The following is a 25,925-nucleotide window of genomic DNA, read 5'->3' on the forward strand; positions in this document are numbered from 1 at the left end:
TTCAAGCGGTAAATCCGCCTTGTCACTGTCGGCTTAATGCGACAAACGGATAAAGAGATGGAGGGAAAATGAAACGATGGCGGACTACATGGAACCGCGGGAAAGCATCGGCTATTGGTTGGGGGAAGATCCGGAGAATATTCTGCCCGTCCTCGCCGGACGTTACATCGGCGCGAATCCGCCGCTCCCGTTCGCCTTCCGGGGATTTCGCCGGAACGGCATTTTGCAGACCGGAGACGGCATGTATGACATGGACCTGACGGCACGCCTGCCCGAGGCCGGACAGGGCGATTACGCTTACGTCTTCGGGCTGGTGTGGAGCGACGACGAGCGCTCGCTGGATACGGGAATCATGCCGCTCGGGCCGATCGGGTTGTACGTGAACGAACGGCTGCTGTACCGTTCGAGCGCGGTGGATGAACTCGATCCGCAGGCGAAGGCGGTCGTGCCGCTGACGCTGAGGCGGGGCTGGAACACGCTGCTGATCGAGGCCCGCCGTACCGAAGCCGGCTTCGGCTGCCGGTTTGGGGCGGAGGAGGCAAAGGTCCGCATCCTCCAGGTGTTGGCCCCCTTCGCCGAGCGCAAGGAAGAGGCGGGCTGGCTGTATTCCGAGCCCACCGCCGTGCCGCTCTTCGGAGAGCAGGGAAACGGGGCGTTTCCCGATTACCGGCGATCCGAGAAGAGCAGCGGGCTCCGCTGGCTCCCCGCGGGAGAGTGGAGCGCGGATCGCTTGGCGCGCCCCAATTGTGAGCGGCTCTTTGGCAGCCCGGACGCGGGGAAGCCCGTGTCGGCTCTGGCCTGGAGCCGACTGGGCGGGGCCCTGCCGGGCGAGAGAACGGTATGGGAAGGCCGGGTTTGGGGCGCGACCACCCTCTGGCTGGACGGAACCCCTGTCCTCCGCATGGAGCAGGCGGGCACCTTTCGGGAAGAAGTGACGCTTGGGGAAGGGGGCGGCGAGGTGTTGGTGCAGACCGCTTCTTCGGAAGCGGGCTGGGGATTCGAGCTCGATCTGAGCGGTACCCGGGGGCCGATCCCGCTGACGCTGCCCGCCGGGGTTCGCGGGAGCCGAGGCCCTTGGCTCTATGCCGGCCCGCTCGCTCCCGATGTGACGGCCGCCCCCGCGAAGGCTGCTTCTTTGCGGCGGCTGTTCGAGCATGCGAACGGCGGCGAAGGGGCGCATGGCAAGGTGTACTGGTCGCTGGACGCGCCCGGGTGCGCGGTGCGGCCCTTCTACGAAAACGCCATGCTCAGCAACAAGTGGACGACCGGCTCCGCCACCAACTTCGGACGCTGGGATTATCCCCTGGGCGTGACCATGTATGGCTTGCTTCGCGCGGCGGAAACGCTGGAGCGGAAGGATATCGTGGATTATGCTTACCGGCATATTACGGCCTGCACCGATTTTTACGACTATGCGCTATGGGACAAAGAAATCTACGGTTTTCCGTCCGTCAATCATCAACTGGTGCTGATCCGGATGCTGGATAACTGCGGCTCCTTCGGCTCGGCTATGCTGGAGGCTTATAAGCGCTGCCCGGCACCGGACTTTCTCCGCATCGCCCGCGCCATTGCCGATTTCATCAAAAACCGGCTGGAACGAAGGGACGACGGGGCCTTCTACCGGCTGTGCCCCGGCGAATATGCCGCAAACACGATGTGGGCGGATGATCTGTACATGAGCGGCCCGTTTCTGGCCCGCTACGCCCGGGCGGCGGACGACCCGGCCTGCCTTGACGAGGCCGCCCGTCAGTTTTTGCTGTTCCGCCGGTATCTGTTTATGCCGGAGCCGAGGGTTATGTCCCATGTGTTTGATTTTAAGGTGGGCAAAGCCACCCATATTCCCTGGGGAAGGGGCAACGGGTGGACGGTGTTTTCCCTTTCCGAAATTTTGGAGGCGCTGCCTCCGGAGCATAAGGACCGGGCGGAACTGCTGGACTTCTTCGGCGAGCTGTGCGGCGGCATCGCCGCCTTGCAGGGCGAATCCGGGCTGTGGCGGCAGGTGCTGACCGAGGAGGATGCTTATGAAGAAGCCTCCTGTACGGCGATGTTCGCCTACGCTTTCGCCCGGGGCGTCCGTTTCGGCTGGCTGCCGAGAGACGGTTACGGCGAAGCCGCCATCCGGGCCTGGCGGGGACTGGTGCGGGAGGCTATCGACCGTCAAGGCAACGTCCATGGCGTGTGCAGCGGGTCGAGGTACTCTTTTACCCCGGATTATTACAAATATGATTTAAGGACCGTGATCAACGACAACCATGGTATCGGCATTATGATGCTGGCCGGCGTGGAGGTCGGGAAGATGAAGGAATGCCTGGCCCTTCCGCTTCGGGATGAACGCGGCGCGTCCGCGGATGAAAAGTGAAAAAGGAGATGAAGCGCGATGTCTGAGCAAACGGGAACGCTGCGCTTGACGATGGCTCAAGCCTTGCTGAAGTTTATGGAGAACCAGTACCTTGAGGCGGACGGGGAGGAAGTTCCTTTTTTTAAAGGCGTGATGGGCATCTTCGGCCACGGCAACGTGACCGGCCTGGGCGAAGCATTGGAGCAGGGAAACGGACGGCTTGTCTTCATCCAGGGGAAAAACGAGCAGGGCATGGTGCATGCCGCCGCCGCTTTTGCCAAACAGACCAACCGGCGGCAGATTTTTGCCTGTACCGCGTCCATCGGGCCCGGATCGCTAAATATGGTGACGGCCGCGGCGGCGGCCACCGTCAACCGGATTCCGGTGCTGCTCCTGCCCGGAGATCATTTCGCCTGCCGCCAGCCGGATCCGGTGCTCCAGCAAATGGAGGTGGGCAGCGATTACACCGTCTCCGCCACGGACGCCTTCAAGCCGGTCAGCCGCTATTGGGACCGGATTACCCGGCCCGAGCAGCTGATGGCGGCCGCCCTCCAGGCTATGCGGGTGCTGACGGACCCGGCGGAGACCGGAGCGGTGACGCTGGCGCTGCCCCAGGATGTGCAGGCGGAAGCGTACGACTATCCGGCTTCCTTCTTCGCGAAGCGGGTGCATGTGCCGGACCGCCGCCCTCCCGCGGCCTCAAGCCTGAAGCGGGCCGCCGGGAGGATCGCGGCCGCCCGCCGCCCGCTGATCATCGCCGGTGGCGGCGTTCACTATGCGGGGGCGATCCGGGAGCTGACCGACTTTGCCGAAGCCTTCGGCATCCCCGTCGGGGAAACGCAGGCCGGCAAAAGCGCCATGAGCTGGCGCCATCCTTTAAGCGTCGGCGGCATCGGCGTGCTCGGCACCAAGGCGGCCAATTTGCTCGCCCGGGATGCGGATCTGATCATCGGCGTCGGCACCCGGTATTCCGATTTTACCACCGCGTCCAAGTGGCTGTTCCGCAATCCGCAGGCGTCTTTTTTGAACCTGAATGTTCAGGGGGCCGACGGGATCAAGCTGGACGGCTTGCCTTTGATCGCCGATGCCAAGGAAAGCCTGCCCGCGCTTAAGGCGGCTCTTTCCGCCAAGGCTTATCGGAGCGGCTATGACCCCGATGAGCTGGCGAGACTTAAAGCGGAGTGGGACGCGGAGGTGGACCGGCTGTACGCGGACGAAACGGAGGGAGGCTTGTCGCAGACCCGGGCGCTCGGCATCATCAACCAGACGATCGATCCGGAAGCGGTCATCGTAAACGCGGCGGGCAGTTTGCCGGGAGACCTGCAGCGGCTGTGGCGCTCCGTCCACCCGAAAACCTACCATATGGAATACGGCTTTTCGACCATGGGATACGAGGTGAGCGGCGCGTTCGGCGTCGCCTTGGCGGAGCCCGGCCGGGACGTCTATGCCTTGGTGGGTGACGGCAGTTACTTGATGCTGCATTCGGAGATGATCACGAGCCTGCAGGAGCGGCGGAAGATCACCATATTGCTTTTTGACAACCATGGATATCAATGCATTCACAACCTGCAACGGGAAAACGGCAGCGGCGGCTTCGGCAACGAATTCCGCTACCGCAGCCCGGAAACGGAAAGCTTGAGCGGGGATTATCTGAGCTTCGATTTCGCGGCCCATGCCCGGAGTCTTGGCGTGAAGGCCTACAGCGCGACAACGGCGGAGGAACTGGAAGCCGCGCTGAAGCTCGCCAAGGAAGAGGAGGTCACCACGCTGATCGCGATTTCCGTTCTGCCGGGAACCCATACCGGGGGATACGAGTCCTGGTGGCGGGTCGGCGTGCCGGAGCATTCCACCTCGAACGAGGTCAACGCGGCCCACCGGCGCATGCTGCAAAGAACCGGAGAAGCCCGGCCTTTCTAAAATTCGATCGTAAAGGAGCAGGTTATCCAATGGAAAAATGGAGTTTTAAGCTGGGCGCCCATCCCATTAACTGGGTAGGCGAAGATGTCGCAGAGCATGGCGCGGATACTTCCTATGAACAAATCTTGGACGACATGCAGGCTCTGGGGTTGAAGGGGACGGAAATGGGCCGCAAATATCCCCGGGATCCGGCGGTGCTGCGCCGGGAACTGGATTCCCGCGGTATTCAGCTCGTGTCCCAATGGAAATCGGTGCGGTTCTCCGATCCGTCCCGGCGAGCGGCGGAGCTGGAAGCCTACCGGCGGCATGCGGATTTTCTGGCCGGCTTCGGCAGTAGGGTGATCAGTACCTGCGAGACGGGAGGTTCTTTTTTTGCCGATGCTTTGGGAGGAGGCGGCGCGGGCGGGGCTCCGCAGCGGGGCCTGGACGACGAAGGCTGGAAGCATCTGGCCGAGGGGATGAACGAAGCGGGGAGAATCGCCCAAAGCTTCGGCCTCAAGCTGGCCTATCATCATCATGCCGGCACCGCGGTGGAAAGGCCTCATGAAATCGAAAGGTTGATGGAGACGACCGATCCGAATCTGGTCTACCTGCTGTTTGATACCGGCCATGCTTTTTACGGCGGGGCCGATCCGCTTGAATTGCTGCGCACCTATTACGAGCGCGTGGCTTACGTTCACTTGAAGGATGTCCGTCCCGGAGTGCTTGCGGCCGCCCGGGAAGAAGGCTGCGATTTTATCACCTGCATTCGCCGGGGCGTTTTTACCGTCCCGGGAGATGGGTGCATCGATTTCGCCCCGATTGTCCAGGAACTGGGAAGTCGCGGTTATCAAGGCTGGGCCATGCTGGAGGGAGAGCAGGATCCGGCAACGCACCATCCATATGATTACGCCAAACGGGCGATAGAATATCTTTATTCTCTTTGAACCGCAGGAGAGAGAACGGGAGGAATCAGGATGGAGAAAGCGGTAAAAGTGGGGATTATCGGAGCCGGCCGGATTGGTAAAATTCATGCGGAAAATTTACTGCGGCTGGATGACGTGGAGGTGGCGGCGATCAGCGATCCGTTAGCCGGCGGGGAACTGGAAGCTTGGGCCGCCAAGCGGGGAATCCGACGGATCACGACCGACAGCGGGGAGGTGATCGGGGATCCGGAGATCGATGCCGTGTTCATTTGCTCGCCGACGGATACCCATGTGCCTCTGACCTTGGCGGCAGCCGCCGCGGGGAAGCATATTTTTTGCGAGAAGCCGGTCAGCATGGATTTACAGCGGACCCAGGAGGCGTTGGAGGCGGTGCGGTGCGCCGGAGTCCGGATGCAAATCGGGTTTAACCGCCGGTTTGACCATAATTTCAAGCGGGTTCGCGAGCTGGTGCGGGAAGGCCGGATCGGCGAGCCGCAGATCGTCAAAATCACCTCGCGCGACCCGTCTCCGCCCGCCGCGGATTATATCCGGCGTTCGGGAGGGCTGTTCATGGACATGGCGATCCATGACTTCGATATGGCGCGCTACCTGGCGGGCAGCGAAGTCGAGGAGGTTTACGCCAAAGGCGCGGTATTGGTGGACCCGATGTTTGCCGAGTGCGGCGATGTGGACACGGCGATCACGACGCTGCGCTTCAAAAACGGGGCGATCGGGGTGATCGACAACAGCCGCCGCGCCGTGTACGGATATGACCAACGCGTGGAGGTTTTTGGATCAGGCGGAAGCGTTACGGCGGACAATGATTTTCCGAATTCCGTGGTGATCAGCCATGGAGAAGGCGTTGTCCGCGAGAAGCCCCTTTACTTTTTTCTGGAGCGATACAAGGAGGCTTTCTTGGAAGAGATTCGGGGGTTTATGGATAGCATCCGTACGGGGAGCCCGGTGGAAGTCGACGGGTTTGACGGGCTTCAGGCCGAACGGATCGCCCATGCCGCCAAACGCTCGGCCCGGCTCGGTCGTCCGGTGCTGCTCAGCGAACTGGAACTGGCGGAATAACAACATCCATAGCGGAGGTGGAAGCATGTCGCAATATTTGATCTCGGCTGCTCGGAAACCGGATGAATCCGGATGCATTCTGTCCGTGACTCCGGAATCGGCACAATGGAAGTATGTGGGCTTCGAAGTGTACCGGCTGCGTCCCGGCCAGACCCTGAGTCAAGAAAGCGGGGACCAGGAAGCTTGCGTCGTCCTTCTCAGCGGTAAAGCGGACGTGAGTGCCGGAGATGAAGTGTGGACGGGAATCGGGCGGCGGATGAGTGTGTTCGAGAAAACTCCTCCTTACTCCGTCTATGTCCCTTCCGGCACCCGATTTACTGTCGGCGCGTTGACCGAGCTGGAACTGGCGGTATGCCGGGCGCCTGGCCGGGGGACGCTGCCGCCCCGGTTGATTGCGCCCGAAGCGGTGGGCGTGGAGCACCGGGGCAGCGGCAGTATGGGCCGGCTGGTTCACAACATCCTGCCGGAGCAGGAGCCGGCCGACAGTCTGCTCGTTGTCGAAGTGTTCACCCCCGGCGGCCACTGGTCCAGCTACCCGCCCCACAAGCATGACCGCGACGCTCTTCCGGAAGAATCGCTGCTCGAAGAAACCTATTACTTTCGGATCGCTCCCGAGCAGGGATTTGCCGTGCAGCGGATTTACACGGAGGACCTTTCGATCGACGAAACGCTGACGGTTCGGGACGCGCAAACGGTGTTGGTGCCGAAGGGCTATCATCCCGTTTCCGCGCCGCCCGGCTACGAAGTCTACTATCTTAACGTTATGGCGGGCCCGCGCCGGACTTGGAAGTTTTACAATGATCCGGGGCATGCCTGGCTGATGGGGCAGAGACGCTGAAATATCTATAGTTTGTTTGTTAGAATGCTTGTTCAGAGTGCCTGCTTTTGGCGGGCACTTTGTTGTGTCCTTCGGAATGCTATGGTTGCGGCAGGCCGCTATTGGTCTTGACCGATGGACGAGATTTTATCCTATGTTATAATTTGGATACATTTGACTCGTTCTAAATAGGCTAATTTAGGCCAATTGGTTAGGTGGTGCAATAGTGTACGCTTTGCTGTTATCTAATTTTTATGCCGCTTATGACGGATTTAAGCAAATGGGCTTTGAACTACGTTATTTTCAAGATGTAAGTGAATTGTCCGATCATCAAAAGGAAGACATCGTGGTTGGTTATGTCGATGACGTCAGATCCATGCTCCGTAAATACGATATTGCCGCACCCGAGATAGATTACCCCGAAGAATTAGCGGTTTATTTAGGCAGAAAAGTATGGAAATCAAGGCTGAGCACGATTGCTAATCATCCGGAAAATTGGAACGTATTCGTTAAGCCGGTCGAAGATAAGAAATTTACCGGTGTTGTGGTCAGAAGCACAAGGGATCTGGTCGGAAGCGGGTCTTTTGGTGAGGATCCCGAAGTATGGTGCTCGGAAGTCGTCAAATTTCAAGCGGAGTGGAGATGCTTCGTGAGGTATGGGCAGATTTTGGATGTTCGCAGGTACAGAGGAGACTGGAGGCTGCATTTTGATCATCGAGCCGTTCAAAACATGGTCGCCCAATTCAAGTCCGCTCCCCGTGGATACGCTGTCGATATTGGATTGACGGATCGGGGGGAAACCTTATTGATTGAAGTTAATGATGGGTATGCGCTGGGGCATTACGGCTTGTTAAGCGTGGACTATGCGAAACTGCTGGCGGCAAGATGGGCCGAATTAACGAATACGGCGGATGAATGTGATTTTTGAAGGTGTTCGCCTGTTTCTTAAATGAATAAAGCACTGCGAACTCAACTGAGAGGACGCGGTGTTTTTTAGTTTATGCAATCCACTTATCTTTATTAATCTAGAAATCACTGAAGATTGTATAGCACGAGCTTTGGAAGGATTCAGGGGGTTATTGTAGAATTGTGTATCTATATGTAGATATTTAAAAAGGTCAATAGGTCTTTATCATCAAACAATCTGTGTCAAAAGTTAGGTGTGAGAGATCTGCTTGTATTTCTTATTGGACACTATGTTAAAACGGGGAAGGATGAATGCAATGCAGCAAGAAGAAATAATTCTGGGAGCGAGAGCTTTAGGCGATCAAATCTCAAAGATCATGCCAACTTATGACATTATGGTGAGTCAAATAAAAGATATCAGAGAATCAATGAAACATTTAAAAGATTGTAACAGTGATCGAGATTCCAGAAAGCAAGTCTATAACAATACAATTGGCATATTCGGGCCTAGAGGTGCAGGGAAGTCATCTGCTCTTTTTACCTTGAAAAGTGATTTGAATAGCAAATCTAGCATCCTATTCCCCTTGATTGAACCAGATAATTTTGGTGAGAATACGAAAATCATCGGATCGATTGTTGGTTTTTTGAAAAAAGAGGGAGAGGATTTGTTAGAAACCTTAAAGAAAGGAAGACTTAAGGATGAAGAACGAGAGAAATTGATCGATGAATTGGCTGATTACTATAATGCGGGGATCTATAAGCCAAATAATAAATTGAAGCAGTTAATCAATGATACGATTGAATACTACCTATATACCGAAAATCATTATCGAAATATTCTTACCCAGCATTATGAGGACCTGGCCGTTTATGTAAAAAACTCTTCACGTGTGCTTAGTCCGGACACTGCCTTCAAAAGGAAATTCAATGAACTGATTGATGAAATTATTCGCGTAAAACAGGCATTGGACACACCTAATGAACCGATATTAATCTTTATTTTTGTTGATGACATTGACCTCCAGACTTCCAAAACAAGAGAGTTGATGGAGGCCGTACTGCAGTATACGGATCACCCCAATATTGTTACTGTACTGTCAGGAGATTATGATATTCTATTAGAATCGCTTACGCTGGCGTTACTTGCAGATGAGCCTTTACAAAACATTGGCTTAAATCCGTATGATTCATTAAAAGCTCTAGATTATCCTTACAATAGATCGGGCGAAGAAACAACGGAGCTACTTACTATTATGAAGCGCAAGTCGGAACTGGCACATGAATACTTGAAGAAAATCATTCCTTCAGCCAGAAGGCATCAGTTGGTGAATTGGAATACGGAAACGATTCCATACTTTTCATTCGGTCAGTATAATTTGCTGGATCGGATGGCTCAGTTAATGGGGGAACGGTCAATCTTCAACTATGTTAACACCAACAGTAAGAATGAACGAGATCGATATTTACCAATAAAAAAGAGCTACACAGTATTTGACGAGAGACCGCGTGGGCTTGTGCATGCCTATTATAATTTGGTGCAGTTATTAAATGACATTGAGGTTAGTAAGACAGATTTATTCAGACCTGTTAAGGCACTTGTAGATACGCTAATTCTTTCAAATACGAAATTGGTCAAGCACCAGCAGTGGCTGTTTGAGCAATTTTTGCAGTGGGGAAGTGATGAGAATTCCACTTACATAAATTACTCTGCTTGGGGAGCGAAAAAGGACAAGGATAAAGATGAAGAAAGTCTGGAGCTACAAATCTTCTTAATCGCAGAAATTGTGAAGAAGTTATTGTCTAGAGTGAGATATGATTATGATGCTTTTGCAGCTTTTAAAAACAGTTTGTTTGAGAAGTTTATCCGAGTTAATAGAAGGAAAGAAATTCCTAATTATGCGTACAGACTATATTATTTGATGCGGGGAATAGTTCTACATACTGATATTCCAGAGGCAATGTTGATGATAGAGTACCTTTCAAGTTCTGTACATGATCCTTACTATTATGAGTATGAGTACAAAGGTGATTATAAAAGGGACAAGGATCAGTTTGTAGTGGAGAGTGTAGCTCAATTACTAGAGCAGTATCCATCCATATTTGAGCCACTTTACTATAAAGCACAGAATGAAAAGAGTCTCGAAATCAACAAAGCGCTCAATATTTTACACGATCTGTGCAACGTACCCTCGGAGTATGAAGTAACCGAGCGCATTTTTGACGAAGTGCTACGTAATTTCAATTTTCAGAAAACTCAAGGCGGAATAAGAGACGAGGAAATTAGAAGGACGTTGTTCATTAATAATCTTACCGAAATCAGAAAAAGACAACGCGAGGAATATAATGCTAAATATCATGGTGATATGGTTAGTACTTTAACAGTTACAAGAAGGGATCAAAATCAATCTTTGGCAAAAGCTTTGGTGTCCATTGCAAAAAAATTATCTGAGAACCCGACGATTGAATTTTCAAAGAGTGTGACCCAAACCATCGGGACGAATATGGTAAAATTTAGTAGATATATTTTTGACAAGCTTCAGAAGCTAAATATTACGGTGCAGATTAAAATGACATATTCAATAGACAAGGTATATCAAGAATTTCTGAGTGGACAGTCTGGAGAAAGTAGAACTATTTATTATGAGTGTAAAAATGTTGTCGGGGAATATCTTAATCGAAATAATGAATATATTCATCTAAATTTAGAGAATTATAAAATAGTAACAAATTGTTTATTGGCGTTAGCTTCAAATAACCGTGCGTGGTACGGCCGAAGCGAAGCCAGAAATTTATATAATTCTTTGCGATACACTTCAATCATAGCTGAAGGCAATTCGAACGATTCTGAAGAGAACCTGTTTTTTACTGGTAATGATGAGCTCATTTTGAGTCTATATTATCAATATAATACGAGAGCTCAGGAGTTTTCTAATGATCGGGTCTATGAAAATGCAAAGGCCAAGATTAGGACGAAACTGGATGAGGCCTTTAATAATATTAAGGGCCAAACCGAGATCGAACTTCGTGAATTTGGATTACGATTAGATGAGGCTGAAGAACAACAGGAAACCAGCGGTGAAGTAGAATGATATCCAAAATTAACCTACTGATTAACATCTCATTGTTTCCTATTCAAAATCTTAAATTTTACGGTCAGCAGGATCTTGTGGAGGCTTTAGATTATACGGGAACCGGAACCCTAGCCAATAAAAAGCGGGAGAATGCGATTAACAGCATTCGCAGCAAGCTATATAAGGAGATTCTTACTAAAGCTGCGCCCAATAGTGTGGATGAGATTAATCTCATGATGCAAAAGTTTTATCCCATGTTATGCAGTGAAAAAGAGGCTGAAAGCTGCGGATTCAAATCGGCAAATTCAGAATCCAGAGTTCATTTTATCGAAAAAAAGCTGTACCAGCATTATTTTCAAATATTAGAAGAATTCGCGGATGCGCTTCTGTCTTACCGCGACGGTGATGTCATCTTCAAGTATTGGAAGAATGATGCGAATAAGGACAAACAGTGGAAATTCATAAATTTTATGGAGCAATTTAAGGGCCAGGAAAAGGTACTCTTTTTCCATGCGTTTAGTCGATTTATTCCGGTCGATCTATTGATCGCTGTGCATCACTCTAAGAATAACATCCATGATCCAATACAGCTTCATGAATTTTACCAGCACATCAATCTTGCGGACGCGCCGTTAGACGACATCCTTGCAAGAGGGGTGGCGGAGAACCATATACATGCTTCAGCGGCATTCAATTTCTCAATTCTGTGGCAAATGTTAATGAATGGATTTTACCCATCGGAGTATTTCAAAAAGTTTAAAACTAATCATTTGGCTGTCTCTCCAGAGGTGCAAAAATATATATGGACAGCACGGCTACTGCGTTTGGTGATGTCTCAGTATTTAAAGGATACTCAAGCGGAATATTCCCAATCATTGTATGAATGGATAAAAGCCAACTTTGGAAGTGAGCCTGAAACATGCAAACTTCTGCTTGATCTATATGATCATCCGGACAGTCAATTTGCCCCATTGGATCAGCTCCAGGAAGCCATTGAGCGCTTAGAGATCGCGTTTATGAGTAATACGAAAGAAAAGCATTCGGACTTTATCGGCTGGATTTTCCCCGAATATCAATATATTAAGACTTACGGAGAAAATATTTTTTTACATCAAGTTATGGCATACAAACGAAATTTAGAGGACAAAGTTGGTTCTTCAGGCCACTTTGAACAGTTCTTCCGAATATTCTTTATGTATATCTCTATAAAGAATGAATTTTATCAGCAAGTAACACAACCTACACTTCTGCATGGTTTGGATTTTTTTAGAGGATACTTTGATCGAGCAACGGATGGAATTATAGCAGATCAAGCGTATTTTACGATTATGTTACGAACACTTTTTCAAAACAGATACTTGCGAAAGATCGAACTCCGGATATCAATATTAAATAGTGAAGCTAAGAACCGGAAGAAACTGCTTCACATTCTGGAGTCGTACAAACAAATTTTGATTGAGGACTACAAAGTGAATATTGATCCTAATTCGGAATTTCCCTTGTTAGGCATTGTGTATCACTTGATTAAGCGTCCAGACAATTTGGATAAGGATAGTTTAGGATTCGATGATGCGCGTGACCATACTCTAAAAAGGCTTCATTTCGGTGGACATCAAGAAACCTACATCAAACAAGTACAGGTGATACAACAACTGCGTAAAAATGTTCCCATGGCTACAAACTTTATTGTTGGCCTGGATGCGGCGAGCTTAGAGAACCACACGCCTGTTCAAGTATTTGCGCCTGTATTTGAGGAGGCACGGGATAGTCAGTATGACTCATTAAGGATCGTTGATCCTGAAGGCCATGTTCTGCCAAGACAGAGCTTGTTCTTCACGTTTCATGCTGGAGAAGAATTTCGTCATTTGAATTCGGGTTTAAGACGTATGGATGAAGTTATTGATTTCTGTAAGCTGCATGCCGGAGATCGGATTGGACATGGAATTGCACTTGGGGTAGATGTTGAGGAGTGGATTCGAAGCAACCCAATCGTCATTATGCCGCGCGGTGAATATCTCGATAATTTATTGTGGGTATGGGGAGTATACAGCCGTACAACCCAACTGCGAACAGAGACGGTGGTTTATCTGGAGAGACAGATTGATGAAATCGCAGGCTGTATTTTTGACGGGATTCTTCCTGCGAGTGAATTTCGCGCGTCTTCTCTTTTTAAAACGTATAAACGACGCTTCAAGAGAATAAAGGACGAAGTACAGAGGGCCAACTGTAAGGAGAATAATGATGAAGAACGGCTGTTTTTATGCTATCACCAGGAAAACACCCTAATCAAAATGTATGAACCTATTTATGTAGATATGAATGCAATAGAGAAAATGATGATTAAAGACATGCAAGATTACTTGATTCAAAAAGTTGCATCCATCGGCATTGTCATAGAGGTTAATCCTTCCTCCAATGAAGCCATCGGAGAGATAAACTCAATGTTTGGCAACCAGTTGTTTAAAATTCAGTCAGCTGGAAACCGGGATCTATCAAATATTCTGGTGAATATTAACTCCGATGATCCTATGATTTTCAACACTAATGTCAGTAATGAATTGGTGTACATATATTACGGGATGCTGCAACAAGGCATTGGGCGAGAGGCCGCTTTAGATTGGATTGAGAAACTAAGAAGGTCGGGCATGGAGACATCCTTTATTAGAGGAACTCGGAACCGTGCGGAATATTTGCGTATTCTGGATATGACAATCCAGGCATTAAAAGATCCATACTATTGTTAACATGGATGATGGAATGGAAAAGTTGGAGATTGGAGTATGTCTGAAATGAACAGAGTGTTAATGGGATTGTTCGCGGTTGTCTTATTGCTTACAGGGTGTGGGGGAGAATCTACTTCGTCCTCAGATCTCATGGCTATTCGAAAAATAAATGATAAGAAACAAGTTGTTGAATATGGGATGAGCAGGACAGAGGCGGAGAAAATTGTTGGCGAAGGAACTCCCGGATCATATGGTTATATTAAATATAAGTCGGGAGTGAGGATTGGGTATCGAAATGATAGAGTAGTGGCTTTAGCGATTTTTTCGAACGATTACGAAACTGGCAACGGTGTAAGATTGGGAATGACGAAAGAAGAAGTCAGAAAGATATACGGTCATAAGGCTCCTGACTTTGATATTCTGAGTTGGGTCTATGATTCGGAGACTAATTCATATTTAACCGATGTGCCACCATCTGCGCAAGATAAAGAGGCAGCAGAGAAAGTATATATTTTTCAGGTTGCTTTTGACAAGAACGGCTGCTCAACCTCAATTACTTTAACGGATCTAAGGGGAGTATTTAGTTAACTCTGGGAGAAAAATAACAGAGTTATTTCCCTATGGATTTAGTCATCGAAAAATTCAGTCAGATGACAGCGATGGCAACGAGGATCAGAGGTAAGCATCAGATCGGTCTTGAATCAAGGGGGCATGACATGAGCTTTTGGGTTCGTTCGATCAAATTATCCGCGGAATACGAGAAGTTGGCACAAGATATTCGGAATGCGCCGGATAAGTTCGCTCATTTTCTTAAATGAATGAAGCACTGCGATCTCAATCTGAGATGCGCAGTGTTTTTTTGTGGTGGAACGTTCCAAAATGCTCAATATTTATTAAAAGAAACAGCTGCCTATGTTCAAAATAAAGCCCTGCTTTGATTCAGGGGGGACCGGCTTTGACAAAAAACGCGGCCTTCGAACCCCTCTGGAAGCCGCGTTGTGCTTACTTATCCAATTAATAGAGAGGATATCCCAGAGTAATACATCTACTCATACTTCACCTCTAGAGTATCATCAAGCCACTCAAATAATCGTTGATTAAAATACAGCAGTGCGCCGAATTGACAATGCTCCTCAGCGGCATCCTCCGCTGTAAAGCGGATCATTGTTTTTCTGCATTGAAGCGCATCGTACAATTTCTCGGGTTGTCCGCCAAAAAAATGGTCCCCTTCAGCTTCGCAGACAAGGACCGGGCATTTGACAAGCTCGGCGACGCCTTCTAATGTAAAAACTTCCGTTTTGTTAATCAGCTCGGTTATGGAGCGAGCCTGGAAAGTAAACAATCCATTATGCATCGCCCAACGGATTGACGAATTGACGGACATCAGATGTTCAATATAGGCTTCCAACTGATCGGGTCTGTCGTGGACAATATGCGGGGCCAGGTTTTTGAGTTCTCCGACCTGAAAAGAAAATAATCCGTCATTAGCGATACAGGCCGCAAGACGATGCTCATAGGCTGCGGCTCGCGGCGCCAGATATCCCCCCATACTAATGCCCATTAAGGCAATCCGGCTTTTGTCCACCTCGGGACGGCTGAATAGGTAATCAACAACGGGCGTGACAACATGCTCCCAGTCATGACGGAACGGAACCAACTGCTCACGGATTACTGCTCCTTGACCGGGGCCTTCAAAGGTTAGACAGTGATAACCGCGCTGTAATGCTGCGGCCGCTCCTCCGAAATAAAGTTCTTCCCCGGTCGAATCATAGCCGCCGTGAATAATCAGTGTCGGTCTGGGAAGATCGTCTAGACGGTAAAAATATCCGGGAAGATGACGCCCTTCATAGGGGATATTTACTTCTTCCGCCTGACAATTCAATAATGGAAGCGCCAACCGAAAAGCCTGCCTGCTTTGATCCCATGTTCTCAACATACGGGGATCGCCGGGATTCTCATGCAAGAAAAACTCCGCGGTACGATAATAGTTGGAAGCACGCAGGTAGCATTCTTGGGCACTTTGTTTTTTACCTCGATTCATGCTTTCTTGGCCCAATGCGAAAACCCGCTCCGCAGTCTTCAGCCATTCGGTATGCCAGCTGTCAAAATTGCCCTCTTCAATACGATAAGCAGTGGACAGGCATTCCCCGATATCCGCCCCCCCATATGGGGAGTACCCCAAGGTGCGAAGTAACTCGAACGAAAAGGTAGGATCTTGAAAAATAAGCCGCATGATTCATTCCTCCAAATCTCAGACTGGATGCTACAATAAGTAGAATCAATAAGTCGTAATTGACCTATATCAAAATTAACATATAAAACTTTAGATGTAAAGGAAATAGGTTAAATTGAGCTTAGAAAACAAATGAATTGGGACTTATGCTAAAATAAAGGGAATTACAGAAAGGATGAGTGGATTGAGCTTGATCAGATACGCGTTGCTCTCCCTATTGTCACGCGAACCGCTTAGCGGTTACGATATTAAACTGCAAATGAACCGCTTCAGTCCTTTTTGGAAAGCCGGAAGCAATCAAATCTATCCAGAACTGGCCAAAATGGAAAAGGAAGGACTAATTCAATTACAACGCGTAGAACAGCATACGCATCGCCCTGCTCGCAAGATATATGAGATTACGACAGCGGGACAGGACTCCTTAATTGAATGGACGATCGCTCCAGGAGAATTAGATCGGATTCGCGACGATTTCCTGATCAAAGTGTATAACTCTTGGCTTATTGAACCGGATAAGATGATCGGCCGCATTACGGATGTGAAACAGCAGCATGAGGAAAGGCTGCATGAATACGAGGACAAGCTTGTTGAGCTCAGGGAGATGGTTCAAGGAATGGACGATAAAGCTCCGCTCATATCAAGTATTTCAGTGATTGAATTCGGCGTAGAATATGAGCAGCTTTATATCAAATGGTGCGAAAAATTGATGTCACAGTTGGAGCCTACGAAGTAAATCCGAGCCTTATCAAGGAACCCTCGGCAAAATTGGATTGCCATCCAAAATTCTTTTCCCCAACATCGTACCGTCCCTTTCTTATGGTTGAAAAACAAAAAAAGAGGTAAGGGGAATTTCCTTACCTCTACCCAAAATGTTACGTCCATGGTACTCTCTCCCGGTTGCCCATGTCGACCCGGCTCAAAATATCCGCTCCGATTTCATTCGTAACGAACCAATGTTTCTGCCCGGAAGGCTGTTTCATCTCCGCAAAGTTTAGACCCTAATTGTAAAAATGGAACTCGACCACAGGGTTGTCCCTGAAGACGGTGTAGCGGTGATTTTGTCCTCCTTCCCACACAACCTGGTTTTCAAACTTCTTGATTGCTTTGAATTCGATATTTTCGCCTTCCGACAAATTAATCGTGAGTGTCCAATCCTGGGAATTCGGATTTTGTGCCGATTCGACCGCATGGACCGGATTCCAGTCCCCAAGCTCCGGAATATTGCCGGTCAAATAGACACTTTGGCCTTGGAAAACGTTTGCATTTTTGATGACGAAGGTCACGGGCACCTTGCCGGCAACGGGCTCTTCCTCCGTCACAATGCCGTCCTTGATCCAGGAGGTCCCGCTAATCAGGTAACCTTGCTGCCCGGAGCCGGGCATTTGTTTTCCGCCGCTGTTAAACAGAACATTGGCTTGGCTCCAGCCGGAAATGGTATGGGAATACCAGCCGTTCCCCTCGCTTTGCATCGGAACTCCCGGCCAGGCCGCATTTTCCTTCTTGGGAGTCAACGTCTCGTCGTAATAATAAATGTTGGGAGCACCCCAATCCGCCGGCTTATAGAAATAAACCTTCATCTCTTCGCCCGTGCTCGGGTCCTCCTTCGAATACTTGAATATCTTCTCGGTTTGGCCGGACGAGTTCGCAGCGACGATTTTCAAGACAAACGTCGATCCGATAGGAGCCCCGGCGCCTATGCTGACCGAATCTCCCGATCTGAACGGAGTCGCAGGATCCCCGTTCAACGTGTAGGTTGCCGAATGTGCATTGGAGTAGTTCATTCTGACGTTAACAGAATCCGTAAAGAAAGCACCGTCCGCGGGATCCACGGATACTGTCGGAGTTTGTTGTGCCGTATTGTACAGTACGGCGATTCTGCCTCCGTCCAGGTGACCGGTGATTCTGCCGTTAGATACCGTGAACGATCCACCCCCGCTGGCACTGTCCTGGTAAACGCCATCCGCCAGTCTGGTGGGGGAGTTGATTTGAGCATTGCCGCCAAGATTCACAATTGTCATACCTTTAGTTCCGCGTTCAACCAGCATGATTTGATTGCCTTGCGTTCTAAGGTATTCGTCTTGACCTACCATGGCATTGTGGAACTTATTAACGGCGGCGATATCCGGGTCTTTCCAGAGCGTATTCCCCGCGTCGCCGAGCCGGTGAGCGAATTTCCCGCCGCCCGCCGGTCTGTTGAAGAACAGGGAGGTCGTCTCCGCCCGGGAGGCGATGATGGCCCAGCCCATTTTGATCTGCCAATCGTTCATTCCCGTTGATTCGCCGTTGTCGTTGGCATAAGTGTCGTGCGATTCAACCCAGGTGACTAATTTGGAAGGGCTTACATTATTGGCGTTAAAAGATTTGGCTGCCTCAACATGGATACCGCCGTGATAACCGACGGCGCTTCTGATACTGTTTCCGTAGTTGGGGGCCGCCAAACTGAGATAATTGGCATAGCCGGCAAAGTTGTCGGCTCCACCTTGAAGCACTTCGCCATAATTAAACAATCTGTCTTTGTTGTTCAACGAACCTAGGACTCGGGGCCAGAAGTTGGAGCCCGCAGGATCGTTGGGCAGCTCGATGTGCTTGGCGGCGTCGAATCTGAAGCCGTCGGCGCCCAAGGAAATGGCGTCATTTAGGAAACTGATAATGATATTTTGCAATTCCTGGTTGGACGTATTAAGGTCGGGCAGGCTGATTCCCCACTGTGTGACTTGCCAACGGTCATTCCAGTTTTCCACGCCTCTGGCTTCATGCCAGAAATAGCGGTTATTCTTAATCTCCGGATCGACATTATGCGCCGAGTGATACTGCTGATTTCCGCCGCCCGCATTCCCCGTATGATTGGCGATAACATCAACGATAATACTGATGCCGTATTTTTCCGCCTCCTGGCAAAGCCGTCTGAAATCATCCCTGCTCCCCAATTGCGAGTTGCCGATTTTAAAGTTAACGGGCTGGTATAAAATCCACCACTTGTTGCCTTCTGTCAATCCTTCCTTGCTGCCTTGGATAGGCGAAGTTTGCACCGCTTTAAATCCCGCCTGAGCCAGTTCCGGAAGGTTCCTGGTGATGTTGTCAAAAGACCAGTTCCACGCATGAAAAATAAGTCCGTCCTTCGTCCTTTCCGGGAGTCCGTAATCCGCGGCAGCCGTTAGCTGGGCATCCGAACCGCCCAACTGCCGAACATCGGCATCCGCCCGTGCTTCGGGAGTAAAGCCGATCGTTTGCAATAACATTGCTACAAACAGAACAATACTCCAGATTCGCGCCCCGCCGGGCCTTTTCTTTCTCCTCATACTACACTCTCCTTTAAAATTTATTTTACAACTAATCTCATTTGAGAGATTAGGAGTAAATAAGAGAGGGTGTGTCGAATGATTGCGCTTTCATTTTAAGGCAAACGTTTGCATTTCGATTGCTGGACAATCCCATTTTTTCATTGATTTTACAATTTGTCAATACTATATTTTGAGAGGCATGGCGCTTTTCGCGGATGTTCCTTGAGCCGCTCACTCCACGTTCTCGAAGCTACTTCGTCCGTAGATATCATGGCTAGGGGGTTGTTTAAATATCCGATGTTTCTTTTTCCCCGTACAGGCACGGTTGGGCCCCTGCCCACATAGAATGAAATGATCCCACATGAAGAACGATTGTTTCATTGTCATGAGATTCAGCAGGAGGTGTCTTCTTTGCCCGGATTGTTTACTGCCATTGCATTGTTTATCAAACAACTGACTCTGCTTGTGTCCTACGTAAAAAACAACGCGTTCCCCCAGCCCTTAACGGAGGAAGAGGAAACGAGGCATCTGCAGCGGATGGCCGAAGGCGATGCGGTTTCCCGCAATTTGCTGATCGAGCATAACCTGCGGTTGGTGGCGCACATCGTCAAAAAATTCGATAACACCGGCGAGGACCTGGAGGATCTTATCTCCATTGGAACGATCGGGCTCATTAAGGCGATCGAAAGCTTCCGGCCGAACAAGGGTACGAAGCTGGCCACGTTCGCCGCCCGCTGTATCGAAAATGAGATTCTGATGCATCTAAGATCGCTCAAGAAAACCCGCAAGGACGTGTCCCTGCACGATCCGATCGGAATGGATAAGGAAGGAAACGAGATCACGCTGATTGACATCCTCGGCACGGAAGCCGACGACGTCGTGGACCGGGTCCAGCTCAAAATGGAGAAGAGCAAGATCTACCGCAATCTCGATATTTTGGATGAACGCGAACAGGAAGTGATTAAGGGGCGCTTCGGGCTGGAGCATGGTGGCGAGGAGCGGACCCAGCGCGAAATCGCCAAGGAGCTCGGCATCAGCCGGAGTTATGTGTCACGGATCGAGAAAAGAGCGCTCATGAAGCTGTATCATGAGTTTTATAAGAAGAAATAAGGGGATTGACTCATTTTCATATATAGATATTCATGAATTTTGCCATTCAGGAATACCAAATTATAAGCGGAAAAATTGAAAAGAGAAGACCTTTTTTCCTTAAATAAATTCTTGAGAAACTAGATTTATGTACAAATGAGCAATGAAGATGTATTGATAAAAACACCTTGGTAGGCTTTACGAGTACAGATTTTGCTTTCTCTAATCAGACTTAAAAAACTTAAATTGAGTAGAGCCCAAATAAAGCACTTTTATGACCGAGTATTATCGGTCAGATTGTTGAGAAACTCATGTCAAAGACGTTGAGTTTCTCTTTTTTCATTCGCATTGTGCTCCTAAATCCAAAAAGCGGGGATCATAGAGGATTGGCCATTCCGTCCTCATGATCCCCGATCCGGCAACCTAAACCGGAGCGGCTCCAATGAAAGCTATGATGACAAAAAGAAAGTAAAGCCGGTTCCAGGTTAAATCATGAGCAACCGGCTTTGCGTTTTTGGTGGCCCTTTTCTTAAAGATAATCGCACTTAAATTCGGAAAACTCGGCCATAGCGCTTTCACCGACAGTATATAAACCGATAAGTACGCCCGTAAATCCCCCCGCAACTTCAGAGGAAAGGTATCTGGTTTGCGCCGTGCCTAAGCAGATGTCCTCACCGTTTGCGTGAAGGAAGAAACTATAGCGCTCATGGGCTGCCCGGATCACCAGAGTAGCATGATTGCTGCCTTCCAGGTCAGCTTCATGCTCAACGGATTTGACATCACCGATATTCAGGCGCTCGATCACTTTATATCCGCTCTCCTCTTTACGTACAGCCAAATCATAATGATGATTTTCATCCATATAGAGTGTGATGCCGGCTTCTCCGCTTGTTGTCAGCTTTACCTCGCAAGAGATTTCCGCGTTGAAGTCCCTTTGGCGAATGCCGATAAATGTTGGGGATGCTGGAACATCCAGCGTCACTCCGGTCCCTTTCAGCTTTATTCTGTCGGATTCCAACAGATAGTTCTCCGTGACAGGATGACGGAGGTAGCACCAGTCTAAATGCCAATCCGTGTTCTCGAAAGTGAAGGTCTTTTTCTCCTGCTGGACGACATGAATTGAGATCCGCTCGGTCTCAAAACTCGTGAGGGTGGTGCCGTGATGCCCCGCCGTAAACCAGCCGTCCTCGCCAAAAGTAACCGGCGTAAGAAACACTTCGCGGCCAAGGTGATGGTAGGTAAGCCATTGGCCGGTTTGACGGAAGCCCAGATGGAGCATCCACCAATTTCCGTCGTGATCTTGAATCAGATCGCCGTGGCCAACCCCCTGTAGCTCGTAACCGCCCAGATTGCGGTTGGTCAGTACGGGATTGTTCGGATAGGCTTCGAACGGACCGGAGATCGCCTCACCCCGGGCATAAACCACCATATGACCGTACTCCGTTCCGCCCTCAGCGGCCATGAGGTAATACCGGCCATTTATTTTGTACATATGGGGGCTTTCCAAATATCGTCCGCCTGTTCCTTGCCAAATCGAACGGCTTGGCGACAGCTTGCCGCCTGTTTCAATGTCAATTTCACACTGAACAATTCCGCTAATCCCGTTATCGTCTTTCCCGTTGCTCATAAAGAAGGCCTTTCCGTCTTCAAAATACAAATCGGGATCGATTCCTCCCTGATCCACATAGATCGGTTCGGACCAATCCCCGTAGATATTGTCAGTCCAAACATAGAAATTTTGACGAGTGGTGTCGTTGGTCGTGGTCATGTAGAATCTCCCGTTGTGGTGCCGGATCGTGGGAGCGAAAACTCCGCCCGAACTGCCCACCTCGCCGAGCTGAATCTGACTCTCTCGGGTTAGACAATGACCGATTTGCTTCCAGTTAATCAGGTCTTTGCTCTCAAAAACCGGAACGCCGGGGAAGTACTGAAAGGAACTGCAAACCAGATAATAGAAATCTTCTACCTTGCATACACTGGGGTCGGGATAAAAGCCTTTGATGACCGGGTTATTGTATTTCATAGAACCACCTCTTTAATAAATTCACATATATATAAATCTAACGCGATTAGCAGCTAAGAAAATTAAACACCATTGTTTAAAGTCATACAATGAATTAGGCTTGAAGGTTCATGTTAAATCTTTTAAATTAATATATATGTGATTTCAATAAATGCGGTCAGGAGACTATGATGATCATCAAAGCGAACGGGGACCCGGAATTTATACCGTTATACGAAGCGTTGGCCAGCGAAGTAAGGTGGAATATCATGAGTCTCATTGCCGATCAAGAGATGAATGTGAAGGATATCGCGGATCGTTTGGAACTCAGCCCTTCGATCGTCACCATGCATATCCGAAAACTCGAACAAGCCGGGCTCATCGGAAGTCACAGGGTACGGCTGAATGGGGGGACGCACAAAATGTGTTTTCTCAAACAAAAAAACGTCGAGATTGAGCTTCCGTCTGCCAGCCGCACCGCGAAGATCAGAGAGCAGAGTATTTCGGTCGGCCATTACACCGCTTTTGAAGTCCATCCTACTTGCGGGCTGGGCACGCGCGAGAAAGAAATCGGAGTTTGGGACGACCCGCGCTACTTTCTTGATCCCGAGCGGGTTCACGCCGCCATTCTATGGTTTGGGTGGGGGTATGTTGAATACAAAATGCCTAACTATTTGCTTACCGATCAAACGGCGGATGCCATCGAAATCTCCATGGAGATTGCTTCGGAAGCTCCCGGCTTAAGAGATTACTGGCCTTCGGATATTGAGTTCACCTTCAACGGCATCTCTCTTGGCATATGGACAAGTCCGGCCGACTTCGGAAGAGCTGCGCGGGGGAGATATACACCCGAATGGTGGCATCGAAATGTGAATCAATACGGGTTATTGAAGACGATCCGCATCGATGCGTCGGGTACATTTATAGATGGTGAGCAAATGTCGGAGGTGACCCTCGCGGATATCAAGCTGCGGGAACCTTTCTGGACGCTTCGGTTCGCGGTTGATGAGCAGGCTGTTAACGTAGGGGGATTGACACTGTACGGTTCCGGATTCGGCAATCACGATCAAGACATAGTAATTCGCGTGTACCTTAACGACGATCACTAGTATGTAAAAAGATCTGTCCCGTCGCGGGCAGATCTCTTGTTTAGTTCTATTCTCAAGAGAAACGGTAGAGGCGTACCCCGTGCGGCGGCACTGTGGTCCGCAAGGCGTCTCCCGCAAACTCGGCTGGCGCTCCGCTCCATAGCTCGGCGCCTGCGGCGGTGTCTGTCAGGCCGATCTGTGGGGCGGCCAGCTCCAGCGGCAGCGGGCTCTCGCCGATGTTGAATACGGCAGCGTAGCGGGAGCCTTCGGCGCCTTCGGCCGTCCAGGCTATAAGATCCCCCTCGCGGAGCGCTTCCTTGGCTCCACGGCTCTCCCGGTGCATGCGCAGCACCTCGCGATTGGTCAGCAGCGACAGCGTCCAGTCGTCGCAGTCCCGCAATTCGCCGCCAAAAATGAGCGGCGAGCGGAAGATGCTCCAGAGCGACATCATCGTCAACTGCTCGTCGCGCGTAAACCGGGTCCAGCGGTCCGAACCCCCGCCATCCACCGAGCGGATACCGATGTGACCGAGCGGCAGCATGTCGCAGTCCGGCCAACAACCTGCCTGCGGCACGCCTTGCCATGTCCGGCAACGGTCGAACATATCCAGCAAGAGCGGCCATTGGTCCCAGAAGTCGTCCGTGACTCGCCACATGTTGGCATGCTCGGCGAAGAACGCCGAGTATTCCACCGGAGCCGGTCCGGGGGATAGGCTTAGCACCATGGGCCGGCCGCAGCGCTCGATCGCTTTGGAGATCAGGGCGATCTCCGGCTGATGGGTGTCGTACAGCCTGGAGGCCGCGATGTCATCCACCTTCACCAGGTCGACACCCCACTGGGCATACAGTTCAAAGAGAGAATCGTAATAGGCCTGAGCCCCTTCCTTTGAGGCATCCACGCCGTACATATCCGTGTTCCATGGACAGATCGAGTTTGTATGCGCAATATCGCGGGCCGTCGCGGCTGTACCCAGAATCGGAGCGGAGGCGTGGACGGCCTGCCGGGGAATGCCGCGCATGATATGAATCCCGAATTGCAGTCCAAGACTGTGTACATAATCGGCTAACGGCTTGAAGCCCTGGCCGCCCGCTGCGGAGGGGAACCGGTTCTCAGCAGGCATCAGCCGGGAATATTCATCCATCACGAGCGGAACAAACGGCCGGTATTGAGAGGAATTCGCCTCGGGCTCGTACCACTGAATATCCACGGTAATGTAGCTCCAGCCAAAGGCTTTGAGATGCTTCGCCATGTATTCCGCATTGCCCCGAATCTCGTCTTCCGTTACGGCCGCGCCGTAGCAATCCCAACTGTTCCAGCCTAGCGGCGGAGTAGGCGCTGTAAGCTTATGATCCATTATAACGCTCCTTTACTGATTCGTTATTGCTCTTGCCACGTTCATCATAATAAAGGAGATTAGCAATATCTATAGTAATCTTGAAAGTCCGATAGTAAAATATTGCGGTTAATCAAAGAACAGCTTGCGATACGCAAGGCTTTCGCTCCCGCTGCGGAATTCTCCCGGCGTGAGCCCCGTCAAGCCGCGGAACGCTTTGATAAAATAACTTCCGCTGGAGTAGCCAATCCGCTCGGCGATGGCCTCAATGCTAAGGCCGGTTCCCCGAAGCAGTTCCATGGCCTTCTCGGTACGGACGCGGGTCAAGTAAGCGCAGGGTGTCAGGCCCGTGCTGGCCGAAAACCGGCGGATCAAGTGGTATTTGGACAGGGAGACATGCTCGGAAAGCTGATCGATACTGATCATCCGGGAATAGTTGAGCTCTATATATTCGGCGGCGCGCCTTACGTTCGGAGGCCAGTTCTCCCTGTCCCGCAGAGTTGTGGCCGGCATTCGGGCCAGTTCCGTCATGAACTGATAGACGCAAGACGACGCGATCAGGGGGTCGGAGATTCTGCTCGCTCCCGCATCGACCACAATCATTCGTGACAGCCGGACCGGCGCACAGTCCATGGGCAGATGAGGAACTTCCCCGGCTTCACGCAGGAATTTGCGCCAATGAGGCAGTATAAGATTGGGCCGGAATAGCAGGAACAGGAATTCCCACGGCTCTTTTGATTCCGGGTGGTAATAATAACGATGGGGTCCCGGAATTTCGGCGAGAAAAGCCTGTCCGGCGGTGACACGGTGAGTCCGGTTCCCCGACTCATATACGCCTTCGCCGGAGATAGTGTACTGGAACAGCAGGAGAGGCCCATCGGTCCGCTCCAGTCCGTCCCAGCGATAAGAAGGATCGGTGATAGAATCATAGCCGGCCGCAAATAACACGCACAGCTGGAGATCCTTGTCTTCGGCGAACCGAAAGCCGTAGGTGCCTCTGGGGATGTCCATAAATGTCCTCCTAGTAGTGAAGATGCCTCCATGGTGAGAGCGGTATGTAACTAATCATACGACTTAACCGGTATTCTTGCTATGAACTTCATGGATTTGAACAGTGCATTGTTTTGCCGGCAAGTCGAGCTAGT

General features: G+C 50.3%; 18 protein-coding genes. 13 read left to right on the forward strand and 5 right to left on the reverse strand.

Annotation, left to right across the window (positions count from 1 at the left end; genetic code table 11):
* The first annotated feature begins 76 nt into the window (after positions 1–76).
* The 10 genes from V4U88_RS20770 (at position 77) to V4U88_RS20815 (ending at position 14,572) form a co-directional block, all read left to right on the forward strand.
* On the forward strand, positions 77–2,359 hold the full coding sequence (locus V4U88_RS20770; RefSeq protein WP_334075165.1) for a glycoside hydrolase family 88/105 protein: 2,283 nt from the start codon (positions 77–79) through the stop codon (positions 2,357–2,359).
* Positions 2,360–2,377: 18 nt separating this feature from the next.
* Positions 2,378–4,255, forward strand: a complete 1,878-nt coding sequence (gene iolD, locus V4U88_RS20775) for a 3D-(3,5/4)-trihydroxycyclohexane-1,2-dione acylhydrolase (decyclizing) (protein ID WP_334075166.1) — start codon at positions 2,378–2,380, stop codon at positions 4,253–4,255.
* 29 nt (positions 4,256–4,284) lie between these two features.
* On the forward strand, positions 4,285–5,181 hold the full coding sequence (iolE, locus tag V4U88_RS20780; protein ID WP_334075167.1) for a myo-inosose-2 dehydratase: 897 nt from the start codon (positions 4,285–4,287) through the stop codon (positions 5,179–5,181).
* Between the two features lie 30 nt (positions 5,182–5,211).
* Positions 5,212–6,237, forward strand: coding sequence for an inositol 2-dehydrogenase (gene iolG, locus V4U88_RS20785; RefSeq protein ID WP_334075168.1), 1,026 nt, complete (start codon positions 5,212–5,214; stop codon positions 6,235–6,237).
* 25 nt (positions 6,238–6,262) lie between these two features.
* Positions 6,263–7,075: a 5-deoxy-glucuronate isomerase gene (gene iolB, locus V4U88_RS20790; RefSeq protein ID WP_334075169.1), complete on the forward strand. Its 813-nt coding sequence runs from the start codon at positions 6,263–6,265 to the stop codon at positions 7,073–7,075.
* A 205-nt stretch (positions 7,076–7,280) separates the two neighbouring features.
* Entirely contained in the window at positions 7,281–7,982 is a 702-nt protein-coding gene (locus tag V4U88_RS20795) for an ATP-grasp domain-containing protein (protein WP_334075170.1), read from the forward strand.
* Positions 7,983–8,277: 295 nt separating this feature from the next.
* Positions 8,278–11,049, forward strand: coding sequence for a hypothetical protein (locus V4U88_RS20800; protein ID WP_334075171.1), 2,772 nt, complete (start codon positions 8,278–8,280; stop codon positions 11,047–11,049).
* Entirely contained in the window at positions 11,046–13,775 is a 2,730-nt protein-coding gene (locus V4U88_RS20805) for a hypothetical protein (protein WP_334075172.1), read from the forward strand. The genes V4U88_RS20800 and V4U88_RS20805 overlap by 4 nt, the downstream gene beginning before the upstream one ends.
* A gap of 129 nt (positions 13,776–13,904) precedes the next feature.
* A complete protein-coding gene (locus V4U88_RS20810) occupies positions 13,905–14,342 on the forward strand; it encodes a hypothetical protein (RefSeq protein ID WP_334075173.1) in 438 nt (145 codons plus the stop codon).
* Between the two features lie 32 nt (positions 14,343–14,374).
* Entirely contained in the window at positions 14,375–14,572 is a 198-nt protein-coding gene (locus tag V4U88_RS20815) for a hypothetical protein (RefSeq protein ID WP_334075174.1), read from the forward strand.
* A gap of 227 nt (positions 14,573–14,799) precedes the next feature.
* Here V4U88_RS20815 and V4U88_RS20820 read toward each other — a convergent pair whose 3' ends face one another.
* Positions 14,800–15,987, reverse strand: coding sequence for an alpha/beta hydrolase family protein (locus tag V4U88_RS20820; protein WP_334075175.1), 1,188 nt, complete (start codon positions 15,985–15,987; stop codon positions 14,800–14,802).
* Between the two features lie 184 nt (positions 15,988–16,171).
* Between V4U88_RS20820 and V4U88_RS20825 the strand changes: the two genes are divergently transcribed.
* A complete protein-coding gene (locus V4U88_RS20825; protein WP_334075176.1) occupies positions 16,172–16,720 on the forward strand; it encodes a PadR family transcriptional regulator in 549 nt (182 codons plus the stop codon).
* Between the two features lie 265 nt (positions 16,721–16,985).
* Here the strand turns inward: V4U88_RS20825 and V4U88_RS20830 are convergent, their stop codons facing one another.
* Complete coding sequence (locus V4U88_RS20830) at positions 16,986–19,286, reverse strand: starch-binding protein (RefSeq protein WP_334075177.1); 2,301 nt, start codon at positions 19,284–19,286, stop codon at positions 16,986–16,988.
* A gap of 393 nt (positions 19,287–19,679) precedes the next feature.
* Here V4U88_RS20830 and sigK point away from each other — a divergent pair, with 393 nt between their 5' ends.
* Positions 19,680–20,378 carry an RNA polymerase sporulation sigma factor SigK gene (sigK, locus tag V4U88_RS20835; protein ID WP_334075178.1) on the forward strand — a complete coding sequence of 233 codons (699 nt, stop codon included), beginning with the start codon at positions 19,680–19,682 and terminating at the stop codon, positions 20,376–20,378.
* A 508-nt stretch (positions 20,379–20,886) separates the two neighbouring features.
* On the opposite strand, the gene V4U88_RS20840 is transcribed toward sigK, so the two are convergent.
* A complete protein-coding gene (locus V4U88_RS20840) occupies positions 20,887–22,380 on the reverse strand; it encodes a glycoside hydrolase family 43 protein (protein WP_334075179.1) in 1,494 nt (497 codons plus the stop codon).
* Positions 22,381–22,553: 173 nt separating this feature from the next.
* Here V4U88_RS20840 and V4U88_RS20845 point away from each other — a divergent pair, with 173 nt between their 5' ends.
* Positions 22,554–23,468, forward strand: a complete 915-nt coding sequence (locus V4U88_RS20845) for an ArsR/SmtB family transcription factor (RefSeq protein ID WP_334075314.1) — start codon at positions 22,554–22,556, stop codon at positions 23,466–23,468.
* Positions 23,469–23,520: 52 nt separating this feature from the next.
* Here the strand turns inward: V4U88_RS20845 and V4U88_RS20850 are convergent, their stop codons facing one another.
* Together V4U88_RS20850 and V4U88_RS20855 are read right to left on the reverse strand one after the other, a co-directional pair.
* The gene (locus V4U88_RS20850; protein ID WP_334075180.1) at positions 23,521–24,801 is read right to left on the reverse strand and encodes a glycoside hydrolase family 27 protein; all 1,281 of its coding nucleotides are present in this window, start codon (positions 24,799–24,801) and stop codon (positions 23,521–23,523) included.
* 108 nt (positions 24,802–24,909) lie between these two features.
* Positions 24,910–25,791 (reverse strand): AraC family transcriptional regulator, encoded by an 882-nt coding sequence (locus V4U88_RS20855; protein WP_334075181.1) that lies wholly within the window; start codon positions 25,789–25,791, stop codon positions 24,910–24,912.
* Positions 25,792–25,925: the final 134 nt, after the last annotated feature.

Origin of the sequence: Paenibacillus sp. A14, assembly GCF_036864815.1 — a bacterium.
Classification (GTDB): Bacteria; Bacillota; Bacilli; order Paenibacillales; family Paenibacillaceae; genus Fontibacillus; species Fontibacillus sanfengchensis.